Origin of the sequence: Bosea sp. BIWAKO-01, from assembly GCF_001748145.1 — a bacterium.
In the GTDB taxonomy this organism is placed as follows: Bacteria; Pseudomonadota; Alphaproteobacteria; order Rhizobiales; family Beijerinckiaceae; genus Allobosea.
In genome coordinates, this window is sequence record NZ_BCQA01000001.1 from 5,201,683 (window position 1) to 5,226,378 (window position 24,696).

The window sequence follows — 24,696 nt, forward strand, 5'->3', positions numbered from 1 at the left end:
ATGGCGGGCGGAGACAGCGGTTCCTCTGGAAGCAATCGCCTCGCCATGGTTTCGGTCGTCGTCGCGCTGATGTCGCTAGGGGCTTCGATTCTGCAGAACGTGAATTATGCCCGCAGCATCGACAGCGTTCAGCGGAATGTCTTGCGCGCCGAAAGCCTGCGCAGTTGCAAGGATATCATCGCCGTCTTCTTCGAGTTCCGTCTGAAAGCCGAAGCGGCAAATATGAGCGGAGAGGGCGGCATGACCAGCATCGAACTCAAGGGCCTCGCCTACAGGTTCGGCGCGCTGGGTACCTTCCTCGCCAATTTCCAGGAGCAGCCGTCGCGAGACAGGTACTCCGCACTGGCCTGGCATCTCAACCGGATCGCAGGCGAGGGCGCCAAGCTGCCCAAAGCCGAGTTCGATGCGCTTTTCAACGAGGCCGACAAGCAGTTCGGCGCAATCAACGACGATTGCGTCAAGGCTGCAACGGGCCATCTTCTCTGACTTCACGCAGACCGGGAGCGTCACCCCATGTCCGATTACGACGTCATCATCATCGGCTCCGGCCCCGGCGGTTACATCGCAGCGATCCGCTCGGCGCAGCTCGGCTTCAAGACGGCGATCGTCGAGCGTGAGCATCTTGCCGGCATCTGCTCGAACTGGGGCTGCATCCCGACCAAGGCGCTGCTCCGCTCGGCCGAGATCCTGCATTACGGCCAGCACGCCAAGGACTATGGGCTGACGCTCGAGGGCTCCTTCAAGGCCGATCTTGCCGCCATCGTTCAACGCTCGCGTGGCATCGCCGCCCGCATGAACAATGGCGTCCAATTCCTGATGAAGAAGAACAAGGTCGACGTGATTTGGGGCGAGGCCAAACTGACCAAGCCCGGCACGATCGTGGTCGGCAAGACGGCAAAGCCTGCCATGCAGCCGCAGGTTCCACCGCCGAAGAATGCCAAGGGCGAGGGCAGCTACACCGCCGACCACATCATTGTCGCGACGGGCGCTCGCCCGCGTGCCCTTCCCGGCCTCGAGCCGGATGGCAAGCTGATCTGGACCTATTTCGAGGCCATGGTCCCGCAGAAGATGCCGAAATCGCTGCTGGTGATGGGCTCGGGCGCGATCGGCATCGAGTTCGCTTCATTCTACCGCACCATGGGCGTCGAGGTGACGGTGGTCGAGGTCCTGCCGCAGGTCGTGCCGGTCGAGGATGCCGAGATTGGCGCCTTCGCCCGCAAGGCCTTCGAGAAGCAGGGCATGAAGATCATCACCAGCGCCAAGGTGACCAAGGTCGAGAAATCGGCGGATTCGATCACCGCCCATATCGAGGACGAGAAGGGCGGCAAGCAGACGATTCAAGCCGACCGCATGATCTCCGCCGTCGGCGTCGTGGCCAATGTCGAGAATCTTGGCCTGGAGACGCTCGGCGTGAAGACCGATCGCGGCTTCATCGCCATCGACGAATTCTGCAGGACCAATGTGAAGGGCGTCTACGCGATCGGCGACGTCGCGGGGCCGCCGATGCTGGCGCACAAGGCCGAGCACGAGGCAGTGATCTGCGTCGAGGCGATCAAGGGCCTGCATCCGCACCCGATGGACAAGAACATGATCCCGGGCTGCACCTATTGTCACCCGCAGATCGCTAGCGTCGGCCTGACCGAGGCCAAGGCCAAGGCGGCAGGGCACGAGCTCAAGGTTGGCCGGTTCAACTTCGTTGCCAACGGCAAGGCGGTCGCGCTCGGCGAAGACAGCGGCCTGGTCAAGACGATCTTCGATGCCAAGACCGGCAAGCTGCTGGGCGCGCATATGGTCGGGGCGGAAGTGACGGAGTTGATCCAGGGCTTCGTCGTCGCCATGAACCTCGAGACGACCGAGGAGGAGCTGATGCACACCATCTTCCCGCATCCGACGCTGTCGGAGACGATGAAGGAAAGCGTGCTCGACGCCTATGGGAAGGTGCTGAACGCTTAGAGATGCTGAGCCGGCGCTCTCGGCGCCGGGTTCGGTGATGGCAGCCTGACACACGAGAGCTGGAGACCAACATGGATCTGCGTTCGATTATCGTCGCCATCATCATCGGTCTCGTCGCCGGCTGGCTCGCCAGTATCGTCGTCGGTGGTGGTGGGCTTGTCCGCTACATCATCACCGGCCTGATCGGCGCTTTCGTCGGCAGCTTTCTGCTCTCGGCGCTCGGCGTGAATCTCGGAATCGGCAACCCGCTGGTCTCGCAGATCATCACAGCGACGATCGGCGCCATCGTCGTGGTGCTGTTGGCGCGGGTGATCGCCTGACGGTCTGGAAACTCGCACCGCGCGAGGGCATATCCCGGCGATGACGACACGCCCGCGCACGCGCAAATCCCGTGGTCCCGACCGCGTCATCCCAGATGACAAGGTCGAGATCCTGCCTCCTGGTCGCGGCTTGCCACTGGATTGGCGGGCGCTCGCGCCGACGATCCTGCTCGGGACCGTAACAGGCTTCGTCGCCAGCCTCGTGGTGGGCGGTGGCGGGCTGGTCCGTCACGCCGTTGTCGGTGTGCTCGGCATGCTGGTCGGGCAGGGGCTGGTGCGGATCACCGGTTGGCGGGTGCGGACCGGACACGCCTTTCTCGACGAGGCGGCAATGGCGGTGCTCGGCGCGATCCTCGTGGTGCTGCTGGCCAGGTTCATCGCATGACGACCGGTGCAGGCCGTTCCCGGCCTGTCCGGCAGTTTCATGCTGCAGGCTGACGAAAGGGACGACAGATCATGGATAGCCCCATCTACGCCGCACTCGGCACGCCCGGTTACGGCTTCTTCGCGACACTGCTGATCGGCCTGCTCGCCGGCTGGATCGCGGAGCGCATCACGTCGTCCGATCACGGCCTCTTCACCAACATGCTGGTGGGAGTGGCAGGCTCCTTCGTCGGCAGCCGCCTGGCCGAGCTGCTCGACATCCCGATCCACGGCTTCCCTCGCACCCTGGTCGCGGCTATCGCAGGCGCCTGCGTGGTGATCGTGATCTGGAACGCCTTGCGGAAACCTGCAGCCTGACGCGACCTCCGGTCAGGTTGCCGCCGGGCCTGATGCAGATTAGCTAGAGCAAATTGGCGCCTCTTGCAGGCGCCGGGTGACTGGAAACGACATGGCTCTCGTTCTCGATCTTCTGAACCGCGACCCGCGGCCCAATGTCGGCAATCCCAAGGCGGATGCCAAACCTGCGGCCGAGTTGCGCCATCCCGAGAAACAGAAGCGCCCGGAGAACCCCGTCCTTCGCAAGCCGGACTGGATCAGGGTGAAAGCTCCCGGCTCACCGAAATGGGCCGAAACGCAGAAGATCGTGAAGGAGAACAAGCTCGTCACGGTCTGCGAGGAAGCGGGTTGCCCGAATATCGGCGAGTGCTGGGAGAAGAAGCACGCCACCTTCATGATCATGGGCGACACCTGCACGCGGGCCTGCGCCTTCTGCAACGTCAAGACGGGCGTGCCCCAGCCGCTTGACCTCGAGGAGCCACGCAAGGTCGCCGAAGCCGTCGCCAAGCTCGGCCTCGAGCATGTCGTCATCACCTCGGTCGACCGCGATGATCTCGATGACGGCGGTGCGGAGCATTTCGCCCGCGTGATCCGCGCGATCCGCGAGGCTTCGCCTGGCACGACGATCGAAATCCTGACGCCGGATTTCCTGCGCAAGCCCGGCGCGCTCGAAGTGGTCGTGGCGGCCAAGCCGGACGTGTTCAACCACAATCTCGAAACGGTGCCCGGCAAGTATCTGAAGGTGCGCCCCGGTGCGCGCTACTTCCATTCGCTGCGCCTGCTACAGCGTGTGAAGGAGCTCGACCCCACCATCTTCACCAAGTCAGGCATCATGGTCGGCCTCGGCGAGGAGCGGAACGAGATCCTGCAGCTGATGGACGACCTGCGCTCGGCCGACGTCGATTTCATGACCATCGGCCAGTACCTCGCGCCCTCCCGCAAACATCATGCGGTGATCCGCTTCGTCACGCCCGACGAGTTCAAGGGATTCGAGGCGATCGCCTATGTGAAGGGCTTCCTGATGGTGTCCTCGACGCCGCTGACGCGGTCCTCGCATCATGCGGGTGAGGATTTCGCGCGGTTGAGGGACGCCCGCGCAGCCAAGTTCGGCGGTTGAGCGCGTAGCGTCTCATGCCGATGTTCAACAGCACCCGCCGGGTGAAGCACTCGCCGGAGCGCATGTTCGCGCTCGTGGCGGATGTCGAGAAATACCCCGAGTTCCTGCCGCTCTGCGAAGGCTTGGTGGTGCGACGCCGGACGCCGCGCGAAGGTGGCGGCGAGGTGCTGATGGCCGACATGACGGTCGGCTACAAGGCGATCCGCGAGACCTTCACCAGTCGCGTCACGCTTGATCCTGCCAACCTGAAGATTCTTGTCGAGTATGTCGACGGCCCGTTCCGGCATCTCGAGAACCGCTGGAGCTTCAAGGCGATGGAAGGAGGCTGCGAGATCGCCTTCTTCATTTCCTACGAGTTCGCCAGCCGCATGCTTGGCCTGCTGATGGGGACGATGTTCGACAAGGCCTTTCGCAAGTTCGCCGAGGCTTTCGAGAGGCGGGCCGACCTTGTCTATGGCCGTGCCCGGACCGCGGTCACCGATGGCTCAGCGCCGCCTGCTTGAGCATCTCGAGCGCCTCGATGACGGAGAGGCGGCGGATTTCGTCTCTCCCCTGATCGCCGAAGCGCCTTTCCCGGTGCGTGGTCATGGCAGTTGATGCGCAGCCGAAATGGACGAGCCCGACGGGCTTGGCGGCACTGCCCCCGCCTGGCCCGGCAACGCCGGTGATCGCGACGGAAAGATCGGCCTTGAGCATCGCGCGGCCGCCCTCCGCCATGGCGCGGGCAACCGGCTCGCTGACCGCGCCGTAGCTGTCGATCAGCGTCGCTTGCACGCCTGCCAGCGCAGTCTTGGCGGCGTTCGAATAGGTCACCAACCCACCATTGACGACGTCGGACGAGCCCGGGATTGCGGTAAGCGCGCCCGAGACGAGCCCGCCGGTGCAGGACTCGACCGTCGCGACGCTCAGGCCACGATCGCGGCAGATCGTCAGAACTTCGATGGCGAGGGTGGTGATCTCGGAATCGAACATGGTCGTTGCCCTACTCCTCGTTCGGCAGGCGCAGCGTGGCCGTTGCCAAGGCCGCCAGCCCTTCGCCGCGACCTGTAAAGCCCATGCGCTCCGATGTCGTCGCCTTGAGTCCGACCTGGTCGAGCCGCACCCCTGTGACCTCGGCGATCCGCGCCCGGATCTGCTCGCGATACGGGCCGACCTTCGGTGCCTCGCAAACGATGCTGAGATCGAGATGGTCGATCACGCCGCCGCGCCCGCTGACGCGCTCGGCGGCAAATGCGAGAAAGCGGTCGGATGAGGCCCCGCGCCATTGCGGATCACTCGGCGGAAAATGCGTGCCGATATCGCCATCCGCCAGCGCCCCGAGAATGGCATCGGTCAAGGCGTGCAGCGCGACGTCACCGTCGGAATGGGCTCGTACACCGCGCGCGTGCGGAATGCGGACACCGCCGAGCCAGACATGATCGCCTTCGGTGAAGGCGTGGACATCATAGCCGGTGCCGACCCGGGTGGTCAGCTGCCTGCGTAGCTTCTCCTCCGCCAGGACAAAATCCTCGGGATGCGTCAGCTTCACGTTCATGGCCTCTCCAGGGAAGGTCGTGACCGCATGGCCCGCCCATTCGATCAGGGCGGCATCGTCGGTGAGACCGGTGACAGCCGCGGCGGCTGCCGCCTCATGGGCTGCCAGCAGCGAGCGGAAGGCAAAGGCCTGGGGCGTCTGTACGCTGACGAGCTGGTCGCGCGGCGGCGTCTCGATGATATGTCCCTTGCCGTCCACACGCTTGATCGTGTCGGTGACCGGCAGGGCAGGGATAGAGGCCGAACCGTCCTGCGCGGCTTCGATTGCGCGCTCGATCAAGGTTCGGGACGCGAACGGTCTGGCCGCATCATGGACCAGCACGGTTCCCTCGAATCCCGATGCTGCCAATGCCTGCAGGCCAAGTCGCACTGAGTCCTGCCTGGTCGCGCCCCCCGTGACGGGGCCGAGCAGCTTCCCGGACGAGAAGCCCGCGACAGCGTCGGCATAGCAGGCCTCATCACCTGCCCCGATGACGACCACGACATGGCATATTGCCCGCTCTGCCAGCAATGGAAGCAGGGTTCGCCGCAGGACTGGCAGGCCGGCGAGAAGGCGATATTGCTTTGGCAAGTCTCCGCCGGCACGCAGGCCGCGCCCCGCCGCAACGACGAGGGCCGCCACCGACGGAAGACATGTCACTGTTTCGGACGACACGGCGAGGCTCCAGCTAGAGCCCGGTTGATAGTCGCCGGTCATGCAATCGCCAAGTGCGGCGCGAGGCGCTGCGACCATCCGCTCCGGGCTGCGGCGATATTGCATTGCAGCATTGGTTCGAAATCCCTTGCGCTGATGCAGCAATGTCCAATAAATAGCCATAATGGATATTGCCTCAAAATCGGGCGACGAACTCTCCGGCATTGCCGGGGTTGCGATCGCCTCCCGAGCCTTTCTTGCGCCGATGTCGGGCGTCACCGACGTCGTGATGCGTCGCATCGCTGCACGATTCGGTGCGGGGCTCGTCGTCTCCGAAATGGTCGCATCCGACGAATTCGTGCGCGGCAGCGAAGAGGCCCGCTTGCGCGCCGAGGGGGCAGGGGTCTTCCCGCATGTCGTCCAGCTTGCCGGCTGCGATCCGCACTGGCTAGGAGAGGCTGCCCGGCTGGCCGAAGCCACCGGGGCGCAGATCGTCGATATCAATATGGGCTGCCCCGCCAAGCGCGTGACGGGCGGCTGGGCTGGCTCGGCACTGATGCGCGATCTCGACCATGCGCTTTCGCTTGTCGAGGCGGCGGTCAGTTCCGTGACCATTCCGGTGACGGTGAAGATGCGGCTCGGCTGGGATGACGCATCCCGCAACGCGCCCGAACTGGCGCACCGCGCCGTATCCGCCGGCGCAGCGATGATCACGGTCCATGGCCGCACCCGGCAGCAGTTCTACAAGGGCGTCGCCGACTGGGCCGCGATTCAGGCCGTGCGCGAAACCGGTGATTTCCCGCTCGTTGCCAATGGCGACATTCACAGCGTCGCGGATGCCGAGGCATGCCTTGAGCGCTCGGGCGCGAATTTCGTCATGGTTGGACGCGCGGCTCTGGGGCGGCCCTGGCTTGTCGGCGCGGTGGGTGACGCACTCGCCGGACGCCCGGTGACGGAGTTGAGCCCAGCACAGAAGCATGCGGTTGCGCAGGAGCATTACGAGGGCCTGCTGTCCCTGCTCGGCCGCGAGCAGGGCGTGCGTCATGCCCGGAAGCATCTGGCCGCCTATGCCGATGAGGCGGTCGCGACCGGCTGTGCCCCTGACCCCGAACAACGTCGCGCGCTTCTGACCACGGATGATCCTCATCAGGCCCTGCGCGCGCTGGCTGCCCTGTTTTCCACTGAATGCAGCCGCGAGGCAGCCTGAGCGAGGAACGATTGCGTATGGCGATGGCATTTGCCGACGAGGTTGGCGATGAGCGGGATTTGACCTTGCTCGATATGGTGGAAATGCAGGCGCTGAATGTCCTGCCCATGCCGGTGCTCGTCATCGGCGAAGGGCACGGCATTCTTTACGCCAACACGGCAGCGGAGGACTTCTTCCAGTCGAGCGTGGTCGTGCTCAAGCGCCAGCGCCTGGATGATGTGATCGCCTTTGGCTCCCCCGTACTGTCCCTGGTGGAGGATGTGCAGCGGCGCGGCGCCAGCGTGACCGAGTACCGACTGGATCTGGGCTCGCCCCGGATCGGCATCGAACGCATCGTCGATGTTTTTGCCTCACCCTTGCCCAATCAGAGCGAAGCCGTCGTCCTGATGCTGCAAGAACGAACAATTGCCGAAAAAATGGACAGACAGCTGACGCATCGAGGAGCAGCCCGCTCCATCACTGCGCTCGGCGCGATGCTCGCACACGAGATCAAGAACCCGCTCTCCGGCATTCGCGGTGCGGCGCAGCTTCTTGAAGCCTCGGTGCCCGACAGCGATCGGATGTTGACCCAGCTGATCTGCGACGAGGCCGATCGGATCGTGAAGCTGGTCGAGCGTGTCGAGCTGTTTGGCGATGAACGTCCGAGCGAGCGCGGTCCAGTCAATGTCCATGACGTGCTGGATCATGTGAAACGGCTGGCCCAATCGGGCTTCGCCCGGCACATCCGCTTCAACGAGGTTTACGATCCTTCATTGCCGCCGGTCGCCGGCAACCGCGATCAGTTGGTCCAGGTTCTTCTGAACCTGATGAAGAATGCGGCGGAAGCCATTGGCGAACATGCGATTGATGGTGAGATCACACTGACCACGGCCTATCGCCCCGGGATCCGCATGCAGCATGCCGGCTCAGCAAGTCGGATTGCGCTGCCGCTGGAGATCGGCATCCGCGACAATGGCCCCGGCGTGCCTCACGACCTGCTGCCGCATCTGTTCGATCCCTTCGTCACCACCAAGGCGCAGGGCAGTGGCCTTGGACTTGCACTCGTAGCGAAGGTGATCGGCGACCACGGCGGAATCGTCGAATGCGAGTCTGTGCCGCGGCGCACGACATTCCGGATTCTTCTGCCCCTGCATGAAGCGCGTCCCACACGGAGCGCTTGAGGTTCACAGGATAATTGAATGCCCACGGGTAACATTCTCATCGCCGACGACGACGCCGCGATCCGCACGGTGCTCAACCAGGCCCTCGCGCGGGCCGGGTACGAGGTCCGGACGACAGGACAGGCGGCGACACTCTGGACCTGGGCAGCGCAAGGGCTGGGCGATCTCATCATCACCGATGTGGTGATGCCCGACGGGAACGCCTTCGATCTGCTGCCGCGCATCAAGCGGGTAAGGCCTGACCTGCCGATCATCGTGATGAGCGCGCAGAACACCTTCATGACCGCGATCAAGGCGTCCGAGCGCGGCGCATATGAATATCTGCCGAAGCCCTTCGATCTGAAGGAACTCGTCGCGATCGTCGGGAGAGCCCTTTCCCGGCCGCGCGGCGATGGCGGGCGTGCCAATGCCGTGGCCGAGCCCGATGACATTCCGCTGATCGGCCGCTCGCCGGCCATGCAGGACGTCTACCGGGCGCTTGCGAGGCTGATGCCGATCGATCTCACCGTGATGATCAACGGTGAGTCCGGCACAGGCAAGGAGTTGGTTGCCCGCGCGCTCCACGATTACGGCAAGCGCCGCAACGGTCCCTTCGTCGCCATCAACATGGCCGCCATTCCGAAGGACCTGATCGAATCCGAACTGTTCGGCCATGAGAAGGGCGCCTTCACCGGCGCACTCACCCGCTCCTCCGGTCGCTTCGAGCAAGCCGAGGGCGGCACGCTCTTCCTCGACGAAATCGGCGACATGCCGATGGAGGCCCAGACGCGGCTCCTGCGCGTGCTGCAGCAGGGCGAATACACGACGGTCGGAGGGCGTACGCCGATCAGGACGAATGTCCGCATCGTGGCGGCGACCAACAAGGATCTGCGTATCTCGATCGCGCAGGGACTATTCCGCGAGGATCTGTTCTTCCGCCTCAACGTCGTGCCGATCAGGCTGCCGCCGCTGCGCGAGCGGGTCGAAGACATTCCGGATCTCGCCCGGCACTTCTTCTCGCTGGTTGAGAAGGAAGGGCTGCCGCGCAAGCAGATCGATTCGGAAGCGATGGACGTGATGCGGCGTTATCGCTGGCCGGGCAATGTCCGGGAACTGGAGAATCTCGTCCGGCGCCTCGCTGCGCTCTATCCACAGGAGACGATCACCGCACCGATCGTCGAGGCCGAACTGCAGCCGGCCTCCGCAAACTCGAGCTTCGCCCATAGCTCGGGGCCGGAGCGGGCGGAGACCTTGTCGGGTTCGGTCGAGCGCCATCTCGGTCAATATTTCGGCGGTTTCGGCGACAATATCCCGCCACCTGGACTCTATCACCGCATTTTGCGCGAGGTCGAACCGCCATTGATCGCCGCTGCGCTTGCCGCAACTCGCGGCAATCAGATCCGCGCGGCCGAGCTGCTCGGGCTCAATCGCAACACCTTGCGCAAGAAGATTCGGGAACTCGACATGCAGGTGGTCCGCTCGCCACGCTGAGCCTTTGTAAGGCGGGGCAAGGGTTTCCTGCCTTTCATATGTCATATTTTGACAACACCGTTGCGGCGGCGCATCAGTGCGCCGAGCCGGGTACCCTTGCGTCCGGCATTTGCGGAGTTGTTGAGACAGAGTGACCGCCTCCATCAGCGATATCAGGATCACGCCGCGTGGCGAGGATACGCCGCGACGCGTCTCGGGCTGGCTCGGGGCCCTCGTCGTCGTATTCGCGCTCGTCTCGGCACTGGTGACTTTCCTTGTCCTGTCCGGCGCGACTCCCATCGTGCCAGTGCACGAGGTCGTCATCGGCGTCTTCGTGCTCAACGGCTTCCTGATCCTGCTGCTGCTGATCATCGTCGCGTTCGAGACGGCTGTGCTGATCCGGGCGAGGCGTGCCGGGGCTGCGGCCGCGGGGTTGCATGTCCGCATCGTCGGCCTGTTCAGCATCATTGCCGCCTTGCCGGCGGTGCTCGTGGCGGTGATCGCGACCGTCACCATCGAGCGCGGCCTCGAGCCCTGGTTCTCGGATCGGATGCGCGATGCCATCTTCAAATCGGTCGAGGTCGCTGACGCCTATGCGGCGGGCCAGTGCCAGTCGCTCGGCCGCGAAATCCGTGTGCTGGCGGACGATCTGACGCGGGCGAAACCTGCCTTCGATGCCGACCGCAAATGGTTCGAGAACTTCCTGACAGCCCGTGCCACGGCGCTCGGAGTCCCGGTCGCGACGATCATGCGGCCGCCGGCGACGGTCCTCGTAAGGGCGAATATCGATGTGCTGCGCGATGCACCGAAACCCGATGAAGCCGCGTTCGAGGATGCTCAATCCTCGCCCGAGCCGATCTGTGTACTGCCCTCGACCGGGCGCATCTTCGGCGCGCTGGTCAAGTTGCCGACCTATGACAACGCTTTCCTCTATGTCGCCCGTGAGGTGAACCCGCTCGCGGTCGAGTTTCCGGCCGTCGCCCGTGGCGCTGCCGTCGAGTATCTCTCGATCGATGCACGCCGGAAGGGCGTGCAGATCGCCTTTGCCTCGATGTATGCCCTGATCGCCGTCATCCTGCTGCTCTCGGCGATCTGGATCGGGCTCAGTTTCGCCAACGGGCTCGTGGCACCGATACGGCGGATGATCCACGCGACCGACCAGGTCTCCAGCGGCAATTTCTATGTCCAGGTCCCGATACGACGATCGGAGGGCGACCTCGCTCATCTCGGTGAGACCTTCAACAAGATGACGGCGGAGCTGCGTCGGCAGCGCGACGGGCTGGTCACGGCCAGCGAAGTCATCGATCGACGACGGCGCTTCACCGAAACGGTCCTGTCGGGTGTGTCGTCCGGCGTGCTGGGCCTCGATGCCGACGGCCACATCACCATCATGAACCGCTCGGCTGAAATCCTGCTTGGCGCCGGCGGGCGTCTGCTGGGCGAGCCGATCGGTCAGGTCGCTCCCGAAATCGCAGGTTTCGTTGCCGAGGCGCTGCATAATCGGCAGAGGCAAAGCTCCGGCCAGATTGCGATCACGCGTGCTGGCCACGACCGAATGGTCAATGTCCGCGCCGTTCGCGAAGGCGAAGGGGCCGGCGCAGGCCTCGTCGTGACGCTGGATGACATCACCGATCTGGTCTCGGCACAGCGCACAGCGGCCTGGGCCGACGTCGCACGGCGCATTGCGCACGAAATCAAGAATCCGCTGACGCCGATCCAGCTTTCGGCCGAGCGTATCCGGCGTAAATTCGGCCGCGTGATCGTCGACGACAAGGAAATCTTCGAGCAGTGCACGGCGACGATCGTGCGCCAGGTCGAAGATATCCGGCGCATGGTCGATGAGTTCTCGTCCTTCGCGCGCATGCCAAAGCCCTCACTGGAGCGCGAGGACATCGTCGAGACGGTGCGCCAAATCGTCTTCCTGATGCGCGTCGGCAATCCGGAGCTGACCTTGTCGGAGGACCTGCCTGCGGAGCCGGTTCTGGCGCAGTTCGACCGCCGGCTGATGTCCCAGGCGCTCACGAATGTCATCAAGAACGCCACCGAAGCGATCGAAGCCTTGCCGATGGACCAACGCGGCCCCGGCAGGATCGATGTCTCCTTCCAGCGCCGCGAGGATGGCACGATCATCATCGACGTCATCGATAACGGCAAAGGCCTGCCCATCGATCAGCGCCAGAAACTGCTAGAACCCTATATGACGACACGCGAGGGCGGCACCGGCCTCGGTCTCGCGATTGTCGGCAAGATCCTCGAGGACCATGGCGGCGGCATCGAACTGCTCGACCGACCGGACGTCCATGAAGGCGGACGCGGCGCGCGCGTCAGGCTCTGGTTCCCCGAAGCCGGGCCGGAGCAGCAACCCGATGATGCCGAATCCGGTGGCAAGCCCGCCGATATCGCCATGAACAAGCAGAACGGAACTCAGGAATGAGCGCTGACATTCTGGTCGTAGACGACGAAGTCGACATCAGGGAACTGGTTTCCGGCCTGCTCGAGGACGAGGGCTACCGCACGCGCAAGGCGGGATCGGCGGACGAGGCTCTGGCGGCGATCGCGGCCCGCCGGCCGAACCTGGTCTTTCTCGACATCTGGCTGCAGGGCAGCCGGCTCGACGGCTTGCAGGTGCTCGACCTGATCAAGGAGAGCCATCCGGACCTTGCGGTGGTGATGATCTCCGGTCACGGCAACATCGAGACTGCGGTGTCCGCCATCAAGAGCGGTGCCTATGACTTCATCGAGAAGCCGTTCAAGGCCGACCGGCTGATCCTGGTCGCGGAGCGCGCGCTCGAGGCGTCGCGGCTGCGGCGCGAAGTGCGCGAACTGAAGACGCGCTCGGTGCAGGCAAGCAGGATCGTCGGCAAGTCGACCGTCGTCAACCAGTTGCGCCAGACCATCGACCGCGTCGCGCCCACCAATGCGCGTGTGCTGATCACCGGCGAGCCGGGATGCGGCAAGGAACTGGCCGCCCGGACCCTGCACGAGGCCTCCAGCCGGTCAACCGGCCCCTTCATCGTCATCAACGCAGCGACGATCACGCCGGAAACGATGGAGGAGGAGCTCTTTGGCGTCGAGGGCGGGGAGGGCCGTTCCCGCCGGGTCGGAGCGCTCGAGGAAGCCCATGGCGGTTCGCTCTATATCGACGAAATCGGCGACATGCCGCGAGAGACGCAGAACCGCATCCTGCGCGTTCTCGTCGATCAGAATTTTCAGCGCGTCGGCGGCGCGACGCGCGTCCATGTCGACGTCCGCATCATTTCTTCGACCAGCCGCGATCTCGCCCAGTTGATCACCGACGGACGCTTCCGCGAGGATCTCTATCATCGGCTGAGCGTAGTGCCGGTGCGCGTACCGTCACTCTCCGAGCGGCGCGAGGACGTGCCAGAACTGATCGAGTTCTTCATGGACCAGATCTCGGTCGCGACCGGCCTGCCGAAGCGCAGAATCGGCGGCGACGCGATGGCGGTTCTGCAGTCGCATGAATGGCCAGGCAACGTCCGCGAGCTGCGCAACAATGTCGAACGGCTGATGATTCTGACCAAGGGGGACCCGAGCGCCGACATCACCATCGAGATGCTGCCCGCCGAGGTCGGTGCCATGGTGCCGACGACGCCGTCGGGGTCAGGCGGCGAACGCTTGATGAGCCTGCCACTGCGCGATGCGCGCGAGATTTTCGAGCGTGAGTATCTGATCGCACAGATCGCCCGCTTCTCCGGAAATATCTCACGCACGGCCGAATTTATCGGCATGGAGCGCTCGGCCCTGCACCGCAAGCTGAAGTCGCTCGGGGTCGGTTGACGGAGAGGCAGGCGCGATCTGCATGTGCGCCTGCGTCGAACGCAGGACTTTCTGCTGCGCATGCCTTTCGAACCACTTGCATTGCAGCATATGCACGCGGTCTAATGACCTATCGGTGTTCCGAAATGCCCCGGCGCTCGGCCGGACGCTGAACGGAACGAATTGGATCGCCAACGCAACCCGAAGCGCGATCCCAACAACAGGGGCTGAACATGGCCGCAGAGCGGGCTCAAAACCTTCAGGACACCTTCCTCAATCACGTCCGCAAGCAGAAAATTCCGCTGACGATTTTCCTCGTCAACGGCGTGAAGCTGCAGGGCGTCGTCACCTGGTTCGACAATTTCTGCGTGCTGCTCCGTCGCGACGGACATTCGCAGCTCGTTTACAAGCATGCCATCTCGACGATTATGCCCGGCCATCCGGTCCAGCTCTTCGAGCCTGAGGAAACGGACAAGGCCTGAGGCCGTGGCAGGGCGCTCGGGCACGGACGACGTACCGGCCGGGGTGAAGCCGCTCGACGAGATCGAGCGCGACATCGCGGCCAATACCCGTGCCTTCGTCATCGGCCCTTACCTGCAGCGCCGTGGCGCGGCGGCGGATGCGAATCAACGCTCCTTCGCCGCGCGGCTGGACGAGGCGGTGGGGCTTGCGGCTGCGATCGATCTTTCCGTGGTCGAGCCCATCTCTGCGCTGCTGACGGCGCTGAGACCGGCGACCTATCTCGGCAAGGGCAAGGTCGAGGAGATCGCCGAGCGCATCACCAACGAGGAGATCGGCCTCGTCGTGATGGATTGCGCGCTGTCGCCGGTGCAACAGCGCAATCTTGAAAAGGCCTGGGGCTGCAAGGTCATCGACCGAACCGGCCTGATCCTTGAGATCTTCGGCCGGCGCGCCCGCACCAAGGAGGGCGCGCTGCAGGTCGAACTCGCCCACCTCAATTACCAGAAGAGCCGCCTGGTGCGGTCCTGGACCCACCTGGAACGTCAGCGTGGCGGCTTCGGCTTCCTTGGCGGTCCTGGCGAGACGCAGATCGAGGCCGACCGGCGCGTCATCCAGGAGCGGATGACCAAGATCGAACGCGATCTCGATACGGTGAAACGTACTCGTTCGCTGCATCGTGCCAGTCGGAAACGCGTGCCTTATCCGGTTGTTGCGCTGGTTGGCTACACCAACGCTGGAAAGTCGACGCTGTTCAATCGACTGACCTCTGCCGATGTCCTGGCCCAGGACATGCTGTTTGCGACGCTCGACCCGACCGCGCGCGCAATCAAGCTGCCGCATGGCGCCCGCATCATGCTCTCCGACACCGTCGGATTCATTTCGGACCTGCCGACCCAGCTCATCGCCGCCTTCCGGGCCACGCTCGAGGATGCGATCGAAGCCGACGTGCTGCTACATGTGCGCGACCTCGCTCATGACGATACGCAGGCCCAGGCGGCCGATGTGCAGGCCATTCTGAGGGATCTCGGCATCGATCCGGACGACGGGCAGCGCGTCGTCGAGGTCTGGAACAAAGCCGACCTGCTTGTTGGAGAAGAGCACGACCGGCAGCTTGCGCTGGCAGAGCTCAGGCCGGTTACCTCACGTCCCGTCCTGGTTTCAGCTTTGACGGGAGAAGGGGTTGATCGTCTGACCGACGCGATCGAAACCCGCATCGCGCGCAGCCGGCCGGTCTACCGCCTCACGCTCGAGCCCGGCGACGGCAAGTCGCTTGCCTGGCTGCACAGCAATGGCGAGGTCCTCAGCCGCGAGGATGCCGAGGACGGCGCTCTCGCCTTGACCGTGCGGCTCCCGCCGGAGCGGGAAGGGGCGTTTGGGGCGCGTTTTCCCCAGGCAGAGCGCCAAGGTTAGATCATCGGGCCAGATATCACATCGGATCCGATGTGATGGCCCGATGTGTTTGCATCGGCTTTCCCGAGAACCGCAAGCCACCTTTCGGGCCGACCCTCTAGCCAGAGCCGGCCTTCGCCTTTTCCGTCCGCTTTACCGCCTGCCAGAGCGCTTCCAGCTCGTCGAGCGTCGCATCCTTCGCGTCCCGACCCTCGGCGGCAAGTGCGTCTTCGATTCCCCGGAACCGGCGTTCGAACTTGGTGTTGGCCGCGTTGAGGCACCCTTCAGGGTCGGCATCGACATGACGCGCCAGGTTGGCGACGACGAAGAGCAGGTCTCCGATCTCCTCCCGGATGGCGTCTTTGCTGCCGCCCGCAAGCGCCTCCTCGATCTCCGCCGTTTCCTCGCGGATCTTGTCCAGAACGAGCCTGGCATCGTTCCAATCGAACCCGACGGTCGAGGCCTTGGCCTGGAGTTTCCAGGCGCGGGTGAGAGCAGGCAAGGTATGGGGCACGCCCGCGAGAACACCCCTGTCCTCGCTGGTCTCGGGCAACCCGGCAGCGCGGTGCGCGGCGGCCTTGTCAGCCTTCTCCTGTGCCTTGATGCGGTGCCAGAGCGCCTTGACCTCCGCCGGTGAGAGGTCCCGTGCATCGCCGAAGACGTGTGGGTGGCGGCGGATCAGCTTGCTGGTGATCGCCTCGACCACATCGGCAAAGGCGAAGGCACCTTCTTCCTCGGCCATGCGCGCATGGAAAACCACCTGAAGCAGCAGGTCGCCGAGTTCGTCCTGGAGATCGATCTTGTCACCGCGCGCGATCGCGTCTGCGACCTCATAGGCCTCCTCGACCGTGTAGGGCGCAATCGAAGCAAAGTCCTGCTCCAAATCCCAGGGGCAGCCGGTGCCGGGGGTCCGTAGCGCCGCCATGATCTCGATCAGCCGGGCAATATCGCGAGAGGGCTTCAACGCTGCAATTCTCCAGAGGTTGAGCTACCGTCCTCCCATGATTCAAGTCACCCCGTCCATTACCCTCGACGAGAGCGAGCTCGAGGAAAGCTTCGTGCGCTCCTCCGGGCCAGGAGGGCAGCATGTCAACAAGGTGTCGAGCGCGGTCCAGTTGAAGTTCGATGCGCGCCGATCTCCGTCCCTGCCGAATGATGTGGCGATCCGGCTGATGAAGATCGCGGGCAGCAGGCTGACGCAGGACGGTGTCATCGTCATCGTCGCCCAGGCGCAGAGGAGCCAGAAGCGCAATCGCGAGGAGGCACTGGAGCGCCTGCTGGACATGATCCGCGAGGCTGCGGTCCGCCCCGAAACACGCCGGCCGACCAAGCCGACGAAAGCATCCAAGGAGCGCCGCCTGCAAAGCAAGGACCGGCGCTCATCGGTCAAGTCGGCACGATCGAAACCTGGTCTGGACTAGAATGAGCGGTGCCAATGGGGGCGGGGTTCCGCACAGCGCCGGTCCGCGCAAACCGCCACGGCGGATCAGTGCCGATTATCTGCAGCGAGCGGCGATGCATTATCTTGAGCGCTACTCGGCCCCTGCCGGGCAGTTGCAGCGCGTCCTCCAGCGCAAGGTGATGATGAGTTGCCGTCACCATGGCGACGAACCCCAATCCTTCGCCGCACTTATCGATGAAACGGTGGCGCGCTGCGTTGCGGCAGGGCTGGTCGATGACAGGCGCTTTGCGGAAGGGCGGGCGGCAACCTTGCGCCGAAAGGGGCAGTCCGCCCGCGCCGTTGCCGCGCGACTTGCGGCCAAGGGTGTCGGGCGCGAGCTGGTCGCGGAGGCGAGCCGCACCACCGAGGATGAGGAACTGGCTGCGGCGCGGATCGCCGCCCGACGCAAGCGACTTGGGCCCTGGAGCCGCAGGGACCGTGCCGAGAACCGCCAGAAGGACCTCGCGGCGCTCGCCCGGGCTGGCTTTACGATGACAGTCGCCCGCGCCGTGATCGACGGCGCGGGCGACGAAAGCTGATCGCCATGTCCGGGAAGGGCGCTTCAGTCGAGCTTGATCTTGGCGTCGCCGACGACCTTGCCCCAACGAGCCACTTCAGCTGTGACGAACTTGCCGAAATCGGCGCCGTAGATCGCAGGAATCGTGGAGCCGTTCTTCTTCCAGGCTTCGGTGATCATCGGAGCCTTCAGCGCTTTCTCGATCTCGCCGCGCATGCGCGTCACGATCTCGTCCGGCGTGTTCTTCGGCGCCCAGATGGCGTACCAGGTCGCGACCTCGTAGCCGTCAAGGCCGGCCTCCTTGGCGGTCGGTACGTCCGGAATGGCATCCGACCGCGCCGGGGCGGCGACCGCCAGGGCACGCAGCGCACCGCTTTGCACCTGTGCGGCCGAGGAGCCAAGCCCGTCGAACATCACATCGACCTGGCCAGCGACCAGATCCTGCATCGCTGGTCCGGCACCGCGGTAGGGAACATGGGTCAGGTTGGTCTTGGTGACGAGCTTGAAGAGTTCACCTGCAAGATGGTGCGTCGTGCCGTTTCCCGCTGATGCGTAGTTGAGTTTGTCGGGATTTTTCCTGGCGTAGTCGATCAGCTCGGCCAGCGTCTTGGCCTGGACCTTGCCCGGATGGACGACGACAACCTGGGGCGGCTGGGCGATGACTCCAACCGGAACAAAATCGGTCTGGATATTGTAGTCGAGCTTCGGATAGAGCGCAGGCGCAATCGCATGATGCGCGGCCCCAACGAAGAAGGTGTAGCCGTCCGGAGCCATCCGCGCCGCTGCCGAAGCGCCCACCGTCCCGCCGGCACCACCACGATTGTCGATGATGATGCGCTGCCCGAGCTGCTGCTCGAGCTGGGCGGCGATCGGCCGGGCAAAGGCATCGGTGCCGCCGCCGGCCGGGAAGGGCACGATGAAGGTGATGGGTTTCTGCGGCCAGGCCTGGGCCTGCGCCGGAGCAGCGGCCGCCACGCCGAAACCCGCGGATACCGCCAGCGCAATGAGCCAGCTAGACTTGATCATGAATGCTCGTCCTCCCTGAAACGAAACCAGGCTCTTGATGGCCATTGACGCGATGCCATTGCGGCATTCTGTATGCATCTAAATGGATTAGGGCATCGGCCGCAGCAAATGACAAGCAAGCCATTTGGCCGATGCTACGCCCGCAATTGCGATTGCGCCGATGCCGGAGACAGACGCTTTTCATGAGCCGCCTCGACAGTTTTATCCGCCGCCTCGAAGCCCAGCGCCGCATCCTCGACTGGGCGGCAAAGTCCGTCACCAACAGCAATGGGCTCGTGCTCGAGCTTGGCCTCGGCAATGGCCGCACATACGATCATCTGCGCGAAATCCTGCCGAAGCGGGAGATTTATGCCTTCGACCGTGAGGCCAGGGCCAATCCGCGTTCGATGCCTCCGGAGAGCGCGCTGGTGCTCGGCGACATGGCAAAGACGCTACCGGACTTCGTGGAGCGCCATGGCCGCAGTGCCGCGTTGATCCATGTCGACGCCACAACAGGTGTGCCGGAACGCGACCGAATCCATCTGGCCTGGTTGCCGGAGCATGTTGCCGCACTCGCGCAGGACGATGCACTCATCATCAGCGGCTCCAATCTTGAACACCCTGCGCTGGTTGCCGTTTCACTCCCCGATGGTATCCCGGAAGGGCGTTACTTCGCCTATCGCCGCGCGGCTCCGTAAAGTGCGCACTCGCAAGCCTGAGCCGATGGCCAGCCGAGGCCTGTCTGAGGAGACGACATGACCGGAGGCATCCACCACCTCACTCTGATCACCCGTGATGCGCAGGCCAATGTCGATTTCTACGTCGGCTTCCTCGGCCTGCGCCTCGTCAAGCAGACCGGCGGCTACGAGGATGCGGAGCAACTCCACCTGTTCTACGGCGACCGCCTGGGTTCGCCTGGCTCGCTCGTCACCTTTCTCGTCTGGCAGGACGGCTCGCCAGGTCGGGTCGGACATGGGCAGGTGAGCGAGATCGCGCTGGCCGTGCCACCGGCGAGCATCGGCTTTTGGCTGACGCGGGCACTGACGCAGCGTGTGCCCACTGAGGGACCGAAGCAGGAATTCGGCGAGCCCGTCTTGCGTTTGCGCGACCCCGACGGGGTGATCGTGAAGCTCGTGGGTACGGATATGGCGGCCGCGGCGCCATGGCAGGCTCCCGGGATCGCTCCCGAGGATGCGATCCGCCGGGTCCGCGGCGCAACCATCCTGTCCGAAACGCGGGAGGAAACGACCGCCTTCGTCGCACGCTTCGGCTACCGGCCAGCCGCGGCCACGTCGGCTGTTCAGCGCATGGTGTCCGACAGTGGCGACGTCATCGATATCCGCGATGCCGGCGGGTTCTGGCCCGGTGCTCCAGGCACGGGCATCGCAGACCATGTCGCCTTCCGGGCGAGGGATGAGGCTGCAGTGAAGGCCATCGAAAGTTCTCTGGCACGCCTCAATTCCTCGGTCACCACGCTTCACGACAGGAAATACTTCACCTCTCTCTATGTTCGCGAACCCGGCGGAACCCTGATTGAACTGGCGAGCGACGGCCCGGGATTTACGGTCGACGAGCCCGAGGACAGGCTTGGAACCAGCCTGATGGTTCCTCCATCTGATGCCAGCCGGGCCTCCGAGATCCGTGTCGTGCTGCCGCAATTCTCCCTGCCGGGGGAACCTCGCATGACCTATCGCGATCTGCCCTTCGTGCACCGTTTCCATGTGCCCGCAACGACGGACGGCACCACTCTCGTGCTGCTCCACGGCACCGGCGGCAACGAGGCGGATCTGATGCCGCTGGCGCACCGGATCGCGCCGGAAGCGACCTTGCTCGGCGTGCGTGGACGCAGCACCGAGGAGGGGACGGCACGCTGGTTTCGCCGATCGTCGCCGACCGAATTCGATCAGGCCGATATTCGTGCCGAGGCCGCCGCCTTCGCGGCCTTTGTCGAGAGTGCGACAAAGGATTACGGGCTGGACCCGGCACGCACGACTTATCTCGGCTATTCCAACGGCGCGAACTTCCTTGCCGCGATGATGCAGATCCATCCTGGCCCGATCCGCAGGGCCATCCTGCTGCGCGCGATGAACGTGCTCGAACCGCCGCAGGAGACCGACCTTGCAGGGGCGGATATCCTGATCCTGGCCGGGGCTTCCGATCCCTTTGGTGTGCAGGCAGCGGAGCTGGAAACGCGGCTGAGGCAAGCCGGCGCCCAGGTCGATGCGCAAGTGATCGCAGCGGGACATGAGCTGTCGGAGGCCGATGCGGCCGCTGCCAAGGTCTGGCTGGCGGCACGCTGAAGATCCTCAGGAAGAGCTGAATGAATTGCAGGCAAACCCTTCCGTGGGCGCGGCCCATGGCTTAAAGGCGCGGGACCTCCCTGGAATTTGGTCCCGTAGAAGCATGATTCGTCTCGAGAACATCGGCAAGCAGAACGGCAAGCAGATTGTCTTCATCGAGGCATCCGCGGCGCTCCAGAAAGGAGAGAAGGTCGGCCTTGTCGGCCCCAATGGCGCCGGCAAGACAACGCTCTTCCGCATGATCACGGGGCAGGAGGCGCCCGACGAGGGCCTCGTGGCTGTCGATCGTGGCGTGACGATCGGCTATTTCAGCCAGGACGTGGGCGATATGTCCGGCCGCAGCGCCGTCTCCGAGGTCATGGACGGCGCGGGCCCGGTCAGTGCCGTCGCGACCGAGCTCAAGGAGCTCGAGACTGCCATGGCCGATCCCGACCGCGCAGACGAGATGGACGAGATCATTACGCGCTATGGCGAGGTCCAGGGACGGTTCGAGGAGCTCGACGGCTACGCCATGGATGGGCGGGCGCGCGAGGTGCTCGCCGGCCTCGGTTTCAGCCAGGAGATGATGGACGGCGATGTCGGTGCTCTCTCCGGCGGCTGGAAGATGCGCGTCGCGCTGGCCAGGATCCTGCTCATGCGCCCAGACGCCATGCTGCTCGACGAGCCGAGCAACCATCTCGACCTGGAGAGCCTGATCTGGCTCGAGGACTTCCTGAAGGGCTATGACGGCGCGCTGCTCATGACTTCGCATGACCGCGAATTCATGAACCGGATCGTCGACAAGATCGTCGAGATCGACGGTGGGGCGCTGACGACCTATTCGGGCGATTACGAGTTCTACCAGCAGCAGCGCGCGCTCAGCGAGAAGCAGCAGCAGGCCCAGTTCGAGCGCCAGCAGGCGATGCTCGCCAAGGAGATCAACTTCATCGAGCGCTTCAAGGCGCGCGCCTCGCATGCCGCGCAGGTGCAAAGCCGTGTGAAGAAGCTAGAGAAGATCGACCGCGTCGAGCCGCCCAAGCGCCGCCAGACTGTCCAGTTCGAATTCCTGCCAGCACCGCGTTCCGGCGAGGACGTGGTCACCCTGAAGAACGTGCACAAGCGCTATGGCAGCCGCAGCATCTATGACGGGCTTGATTTCCAGGTGCGCCGCAAGGAGCGCTGGTGCGTGATGGGCATCAACGGCGCCGGCAAATCGACGCTGTTGAAGCTGGTGACGGGAGCCACCGAGCCGGACGACGGCACGGTCGCGCTGGGTGGCACCATCAAGCTGGGTTACTTCGCCCAGCACGCCATGGAGGTGCTGGACGGTGACGCCACCGTGTTCCAGTCGCTTGAAGACTCGTTTCCCCAGGCGGGGCAGGGCTCCCTGCGTGCACTGGCCGGCTGTTTCGGCTTTTCCGGCGACGATGTCGAGAAGCGGTGCAGGGTCCTGTCCGGTGGCGAGAAGGCCCGGCTGGTGATGGCGAAGATGCTCTACGATCCGCCGAACTTCCTGGTGCTGGACGAGCCCACCAATCACCTGGATATCGCGACGAAGGAGATGCTCATCACGGCCTTGGCGCAATATGAGGGGACCATGCTGTTCGTCTCGCACGACCGCCATTTCCTTGCCGCACTGTCCAACCGGGTTCTCGAACTGACCCCCGAGGGCGTTCACACCTATGGCGGCGGCTATACGGAATACGTAGCGCGCACGGGCCAGGAGGCTCCCGGCCTGCGGAGCTGAGCTGGCAGCGGAGCTCCCTGGCCACGGCTCGCTGAGCATTCGGCGTGGCTCTCGTCAGGCTCACGGCGGGACGCGATCGGGCCTACAATTCCAGGCTGCCATCGGAGCGAGGCATTGCCGCGATCCGCGAAGCCGCTTCGAGCGCAGCCTCTGCACTCCAATCAGAAACCACGCCGCCGATGCCGCCTGCAATCGACACCATGCTCACGACGCGGCGCCCCTTCGTGCTGCTGGAGGACCGGCTCGCGGCGGCCGCATCGGCCCAACTCTATTGTGATCCGGTCGAGGTCGTTCGATGCGACCATATCGAGGAGATCTCGTCTGCGCTCGGTAGAATCGAAGACGGCCTGTCCCGGGGGCTGCATGCCGCCGGCTTCCTGAGCTACGAGCTGGGATACGCCTTCGAGCCACGCCTCGTCGCGTCGATCCCGCAGGCGAGGGCGCTTCCCCTGCTGTGGTTCGGGCTGTTTCGGGCGCCGTTGCAGCTTCCTGCAGCGCAGTTGGACCAGGCGTTTGGAGCACTGGGGCCTCCGCCTCCACTCGGCGCTGTTCGTCCGCAGCTCGATGCGCCAGCGCACGCGGCCAAGATCCAGCGTGTGCTGGACTATCTTCACGCCGGCGACGCCTACCAGGTCAACCTGACCTTTCCGATCGACTTTCGCTACGAGGGCGATCCCCTCGCGCTCTATGCAGCCTTGCGGTCGAGCCAGCCCGTGGCGCATGGCGGCATCGTCGCCATCGACGATGCGACGATCCTGTCGGTTTCGCCGGAGCTCTTTCTCGAGGTCGAGTCGGGGCGGGCGACGACGCGCCCGATGAAGGGAACAGCACCGCGACGCGACGGACCGGAGGCGGAGCGCGCCGCCATGGAACAGTTGCAGGCCGACCCCAAGCAACGCGCCGAGAACCTGATGATCGTTGACCTGCTACGCAACGATCTCGGACGGGTCAGCGCCATGGGGTCGGTCGAAGTGCCAAGCCTCTTCCGGGTCGAGACCTATCCGACATTTCACACGCTGACGTCGACGGTGACATCCAGGTTGCGTCCTGGCCTCTCGCTCGAAGACCTGCTGCGGGCTGTCTTCCCCTGCGGCTCGATCACCGGCGCGCCCAAGCTGCGGGCGATGGAGATCATCCGCGAACTCGAGGACGGGGCGCGCGATCTCTATACCGGTTCAATTGGGCAGATCTCGCCCAATGGCGATCTTCGCTTCAATGTCGCAATCCGCACGGCTACGATCTTTCCAGGGGGTGCCGGCCGCTATGGCGTTGGCGGCGGCATCGTCACGGATTCGCGTGCTGCGGACGAGTATTTCGAATGCCTGTTGAAGGCCCGTGTCCTGACCGACCTCGCCGATGATTACGGGCTGATCGAAACGCTGGGCTGGTCGCACGAGACCGGTTTTGCACGGCTGCCCCTGCATCTCGGCCGCCTGGACCGTTCGGCAAAGGCGCTCGGCTTCCGCTTCGACCGCGATGAGGCGGAAACGCGTCTCGCTGCGCTGGTCGAGACCTTTGCGCCGCAAGGGCTGCGCCGTATCCGCCTCGAACTCCATCGCAACGGCATGCTCGATGTCGCCGCACCAGTGCTCGCTGCCGAGCCAGACCGGCCTCTCGAGGTCGTCCTCGCCGCCGCAAGGGCCGACGAGGGCGACCCATTCCTGCGATACAAGACAACGCGCCGTCGTACCTACGAGACTGCATTTGCGGCAGCCGTCGAGCGCGGCGCCGATGAAGCCGTCTTCCAAAACCGCGCGGGCTTTGTCACCGAAGCAACGCGCAGCAACATCTTCGTCGAGCGGGACGGGCTCCTGCTCACACCGCCCCTGTCCGATGGTCTCTTGCCGGGCGTGCTGCGCCAGACCCTGATCGAGAGCGGACGGGCCCTGGAGCAGCAACTGCGGCCCGGCGATCTCGCTCAAGCCGAGCACTGGTTCCTGGGCAATAGCCTGCGCGGCTTGAGGCCCGCTCGACTGACGCGCTGAA

At 64.5% G+C, this 24,696-nt stretch carries 24 protein-coding genes; 20 read left to right on the forward strand and 4 right to left on the reverse strand.

Annotated features, from left to right (window positions below; all coding sequences use genetic code 11):
• From BIWAKO_RS24375 to BIWAKO_RS24405, 7 genes are all read left to right on the forward strand, one after another.
• A complete protein-coding gene (locus BIWAKO_RS24375; RefSeq protein ID WP_069880858.1) occupies window positions 1-486 on the forward strand; it encodes a hypothetical protein in 486 nt (161 codons plus the stop codon).
• A gap of 27 nt (window positions 487-513) precedes the next feature.
• Entirely contained in the window at window positions 514-1,953 is a 1,440-nt protein-coding gene (gene lpdA / locus BIWAKO_RS24380) for a dihydrolipoyl dehydrogenase (RefSeq protein WP_069880859.1), read from the forward strand.
• A 71-nt stretch (window positions 1,954-2,024) separates the two neighbouring features.
• Window positions 2,025-2,273 carry a GlsB/YeaQ/YmgE family stress response membrane protein gene (locus BIWAKO_RS24385; RefSeq protein ID WP_043242677.1) on the forward strand — a complete coding sequence of 83 codons (249 nt, stop codon included), beginning with the start codon at window positions 2,025-2,027 and terminating at the stop codon, window positions 2,271-2,273.
• Window positions 2,274-2,313: 40 nt separating this feature from the next.
• The gene (locus tag BIWAKO_RS24390) at window positions 2,314-2,658 is read left to right on the forward strand and encodes a GlsB/YeaQ/YmgE family stress response membrane protein (protein WP_244523534.1); all 345 of its coding nucleotides are present in this window, start codon (window positions 2,314-2,316) and stop codon (window positions 2,656-2,658) included.
• Window positions 2,659-2,729: 71 nt separating this feature from the next.
• Entirely contained in the window at window positions 2,730-3,014 is a 285-nt protein-coding gene (locus BIWAKO_RS24395) for a GlsB/YeaQ/YmgE family stress response membrane protein (RefSeq protein ID WP_069880860.1), read from the forward strand.
• A gap of 91 nt (window positions 3,015-3,105) precedes the next feature.
• Window positions 3,106-4,110, forward strand: a complete 1,005-nt coding sequence (gene lipA / locus BIWAKO_RS24400; protein ID WP_069880861.1) for a lipoyl synthase — start codon at window positions 3,106-3,108, stop codon at window positions 4,108-4,110.
• A gap of 14 nt (window positions 4,111-4,124) precedes the next feature.
• Window positions 4,125-4,613 carry a type II toxin-antitoxin system RatA family toxin gene (locus BIWAKO_RS24405; protein WP_069880862.1) on the forward strand — a complete coding sequence of 163 codons (489 nt, stop codon included), beginning with the start codon at window positions 4,125-4,127 and terminating at the stop codon, window positions 4,611-4,613.
• Here BIWAKO_RS24405 and BIWAKO_RS24410 read toward each other — a convergent pair.
• Complete coding sequence (locus tag BIWAKO_RS24410; RefSeq protein WP_069880863.1) at window positions 4,585-5,082, reverse strand: CinA family protein; 498 nt, start codon at window positions 5,080-5,082, stop codon at window positions 4,585-4,587. The two genes, BIWAKO_RS24405 and BIWAKO_RS24410, sit on opposite strands and share 29 nt — an antisense overlap.
• 10 nt (window positions 5,083-5,092) lie before the next feature.
• Window positions 5,093-6,298, reverse strand: coding sequence for a bifunctional 2-C-methyl-D-erythritol 4-phosphate cytidylyltransferase/2-C-methyl-D-erythritol 2,4-cyclodiphosphate synthase (locus BIWAKO_RS24415; RefSeq protein WP_069882744.1), 1,206 nt, complete (start codon window positions 6,296-6,298; stop codon window positions 5,093-5,095).
• Between the two features lie 163 nt (window positions 6,299-6,461).
• Here BIWAKO_RS24415 and dusB point away from each other — a divergent pair, with 163 nt between their 5' ends.
• The 7 genes from dusB to hflX all read left to right on the forward strand — a co-directional run bounded on the left by dusB (window position 6,462) and on the right by hflX (window position 15,742).
• Window positions 6,462-7,484 (forward strand): tRNA dihydrouridine synthase DusB, encoded by a 1,023-nt coding sequence (gene dusB / locus BIWAKO_RS24420; protein ID WP_069880864.1) that lies wholly within the window; start codon window positions 6,462-6,464, stop codon window positions 7,482-7,484.
• A 74-nt stretch (window positions 7,485-7,558) separates the two neighbouring features.
• Window positions 7,559-8,644, forward strand: a complete 1,086-nt coding sequence (locus BIWAKO_RS24425; RefSeq protein WP_069882745.1) for a two-component system sensor histidine kinase NtrB — start codon at window positions 7,559-7,561, stop codon at window positions 8,642-8,644.
• An 18-nt stretch (window positions 8,645-8,662) separates the two neighbouring features.
• Window positions 8,663-10,114 (forward strand): nitrogen regulation protein NR(I), encoded by a 1,452-nt coding sequence (gene ntrC / locus BIWAKO_RS24430; RefSeq protein WP_069880865.1) that lies wholly within the window; start codon window positions 8,663-8,665, stop codon window positions 10,112-10,114.
• A gap of 130 nt (window positions 10,115-10,244) precedes the next feature.
• Entirely contained in the window at window positions 10,245-12,527 is a 2,283-nt protein-coding gene (locus BIWAKO_RS24435) for a sensor histidine kinase NtrY-like (protein ID WP_069880866.1), read from the forward strand.
• Window positions 12,524-13,891 (forward strand): nitrogen assimilation response regulator NtrX, encoded by a 1,368-nt coding sequence (gene ntrX / locus BIWAKO_RS24440; RefSeq protein ID WP_069880867.1) that lies wholly within the window; start codon window positions 12,524-12,526, stop codon window positions 13,889-13,891. The genes BIWAKO_RS24435 and ntrX overlap by 4 nt, the downstream gene beginning before the upstream one ends.
• Before the next feature lie 212 nt (window positions 13,892-14,103).
• The gene (gene hfq / locus BIWAKO_RS24445; protein WP_069880868.1) at window positions 14,104-14,352 is read left to right on the forward strand and encodes an RNA chaperone Hfq; all 249 of its coding nucleotides are present in this window, start codon (window positions 14,104-14,106) and stop codon (window positions 14,350-14,352) included.
• 4 nt (window positions 14,353-14,356) lie between these two features.
• Window positions 14,357-15,742, forward strand: a complete 1,386-nt coding sequence (gene hflX, locus BIWAKO_RS24450) for a GTPase HflX (RefSeq protein WP_244523535.1) — start codon at window positions 14,357-14,359, stop codon at window positions 15,740-15,742.
• A gap of 97 nt (window positions 15,743-15,839) precedes the next feature.
• Here hflX and mazG read toward each other — a convergent pair whose 3' ends face one another.
• Complete coding sequence (gene mazG, locus BIWAKO_RS24455) at window positions 15,840-16,685, reverse strand: nucleoside triphosphate pyrophosphohydrolase (protein WP_069880869.1); 846 nt, start codon at window positions 16,683-16,685, stop codon at window positions 15,840-15,842.
• Window positions 16,686-16,722: 37 nt separating this feature from the next.
• Between mazG and arfB the strand changes: the two genes are divergently transcribed.
• Together arfB and BIWAKO_RS24465 are read left to right on the forward strand one after the other, a co-directional pair.
• Window positions 16,723-17,142 carry an alternative ribosome rescue aminoacyl-tRNA hydrolase ArfB gene (arfB, locus tag BIWAKO_RS24460; RefSeq protein WP_069880870.1) on the forward strand — a complete coding sequence of 140 codons (420 nt, stop codon included), beginning with the start codon at window positions 16,723-16,725 and terminating at the stop codon, window positions 17,140-17,142.
• A 94-nt stretch (window positions 17,143-17,236) separates the two neighbouring features.
• On the forward strand, window positions 17,237-17,701 hold the full coding sequence (locus BIWAKO_RS24465) for a regulatory protein RecX (RefSeq protein WP_244523536.1): 465 nt from the start codon (window positions 17,237-17,239) through the stop codon (window positions 17,699-17,701).
• Window positions 17,702-17,724: 23 nt separating this feature from the next.
• Here BIWAKO_RS24465 and BIWAKO_RS24470 read toward each other — a convergent pair whose 3' ends face one another.
• Window positions 17,725-18,705 (reverse strand): Bug family tripartite tricarboxylate transporter substrate binding protein, encoded by a 981-nt coding sequence (locus BIWAKO_RS24470; RefSeq protein WP_069882747.1) that lies wholly within the window; start codon window positions 18,703-18,705, stop codon window positions 17,725-17,727.
• A 182-nt stretch (window positions 18,706-18,887) separates the two neighbouring features.
• Here BIWAKO_RS24470 and BIWAKO_RS24475 point away from each other — a divergent pair, with 182 nt between their 5' ends.
• The 4 genes from BIWAKO_RS24475 to BIWAKO_RS24490 all read left to right on the forward strand — a co-directional run bounded on the left by BIWAKO_RS24475 (window position 18,888) and on the right by BIWAKO_RS24490 (window position 24,695).
• A complete protein-coding gene (locus tag BIWAKO_RS24475; protein ID WP_069880872.1) occupies window positions 18,888-19,382 on the forward strand; it encodes a class I SAM-dependent methyltransferase in 495 nt (164 codons plus the stop codon).
• Between the two features lie 57 nt (window positions 19,383-19,439).
• A complete protein-coding gene (locus BIWAKO_RS24480) occupies window positions 19,440-20,984 on the forward strand; it encodes a VOC family protein (protein WP_069880873.1) in 1,545 nt (514 codons plus the stop codon).
• A 103-nt stretch (window positions 20,985-21,087) separates the two neighbouring features.
• A complete protein-coding gene (locus BIWAKO_RS24485; RefSeq protein ID WP_069880874.1) occupies window positions 21,088-22,710 on the forward strand; it encodes an ABC-F family ATP-binding cassette domain-containing protein in 1,623 nt (540 codons plus the stop codon).
• Window positions 22,711-22,754: 44 nt separating this feature from the next.
• Entirely contained in the window at window positions 22,755-24,695 is a 1,941-nt protein-coding gene (locus BIWAKO_RS24490) for an aminodeoxychorismate synthase component I (protein WP_201788644.1), read from the forward strand.
• Window position 24,696 lies beyond the last annotated feature (1 nt).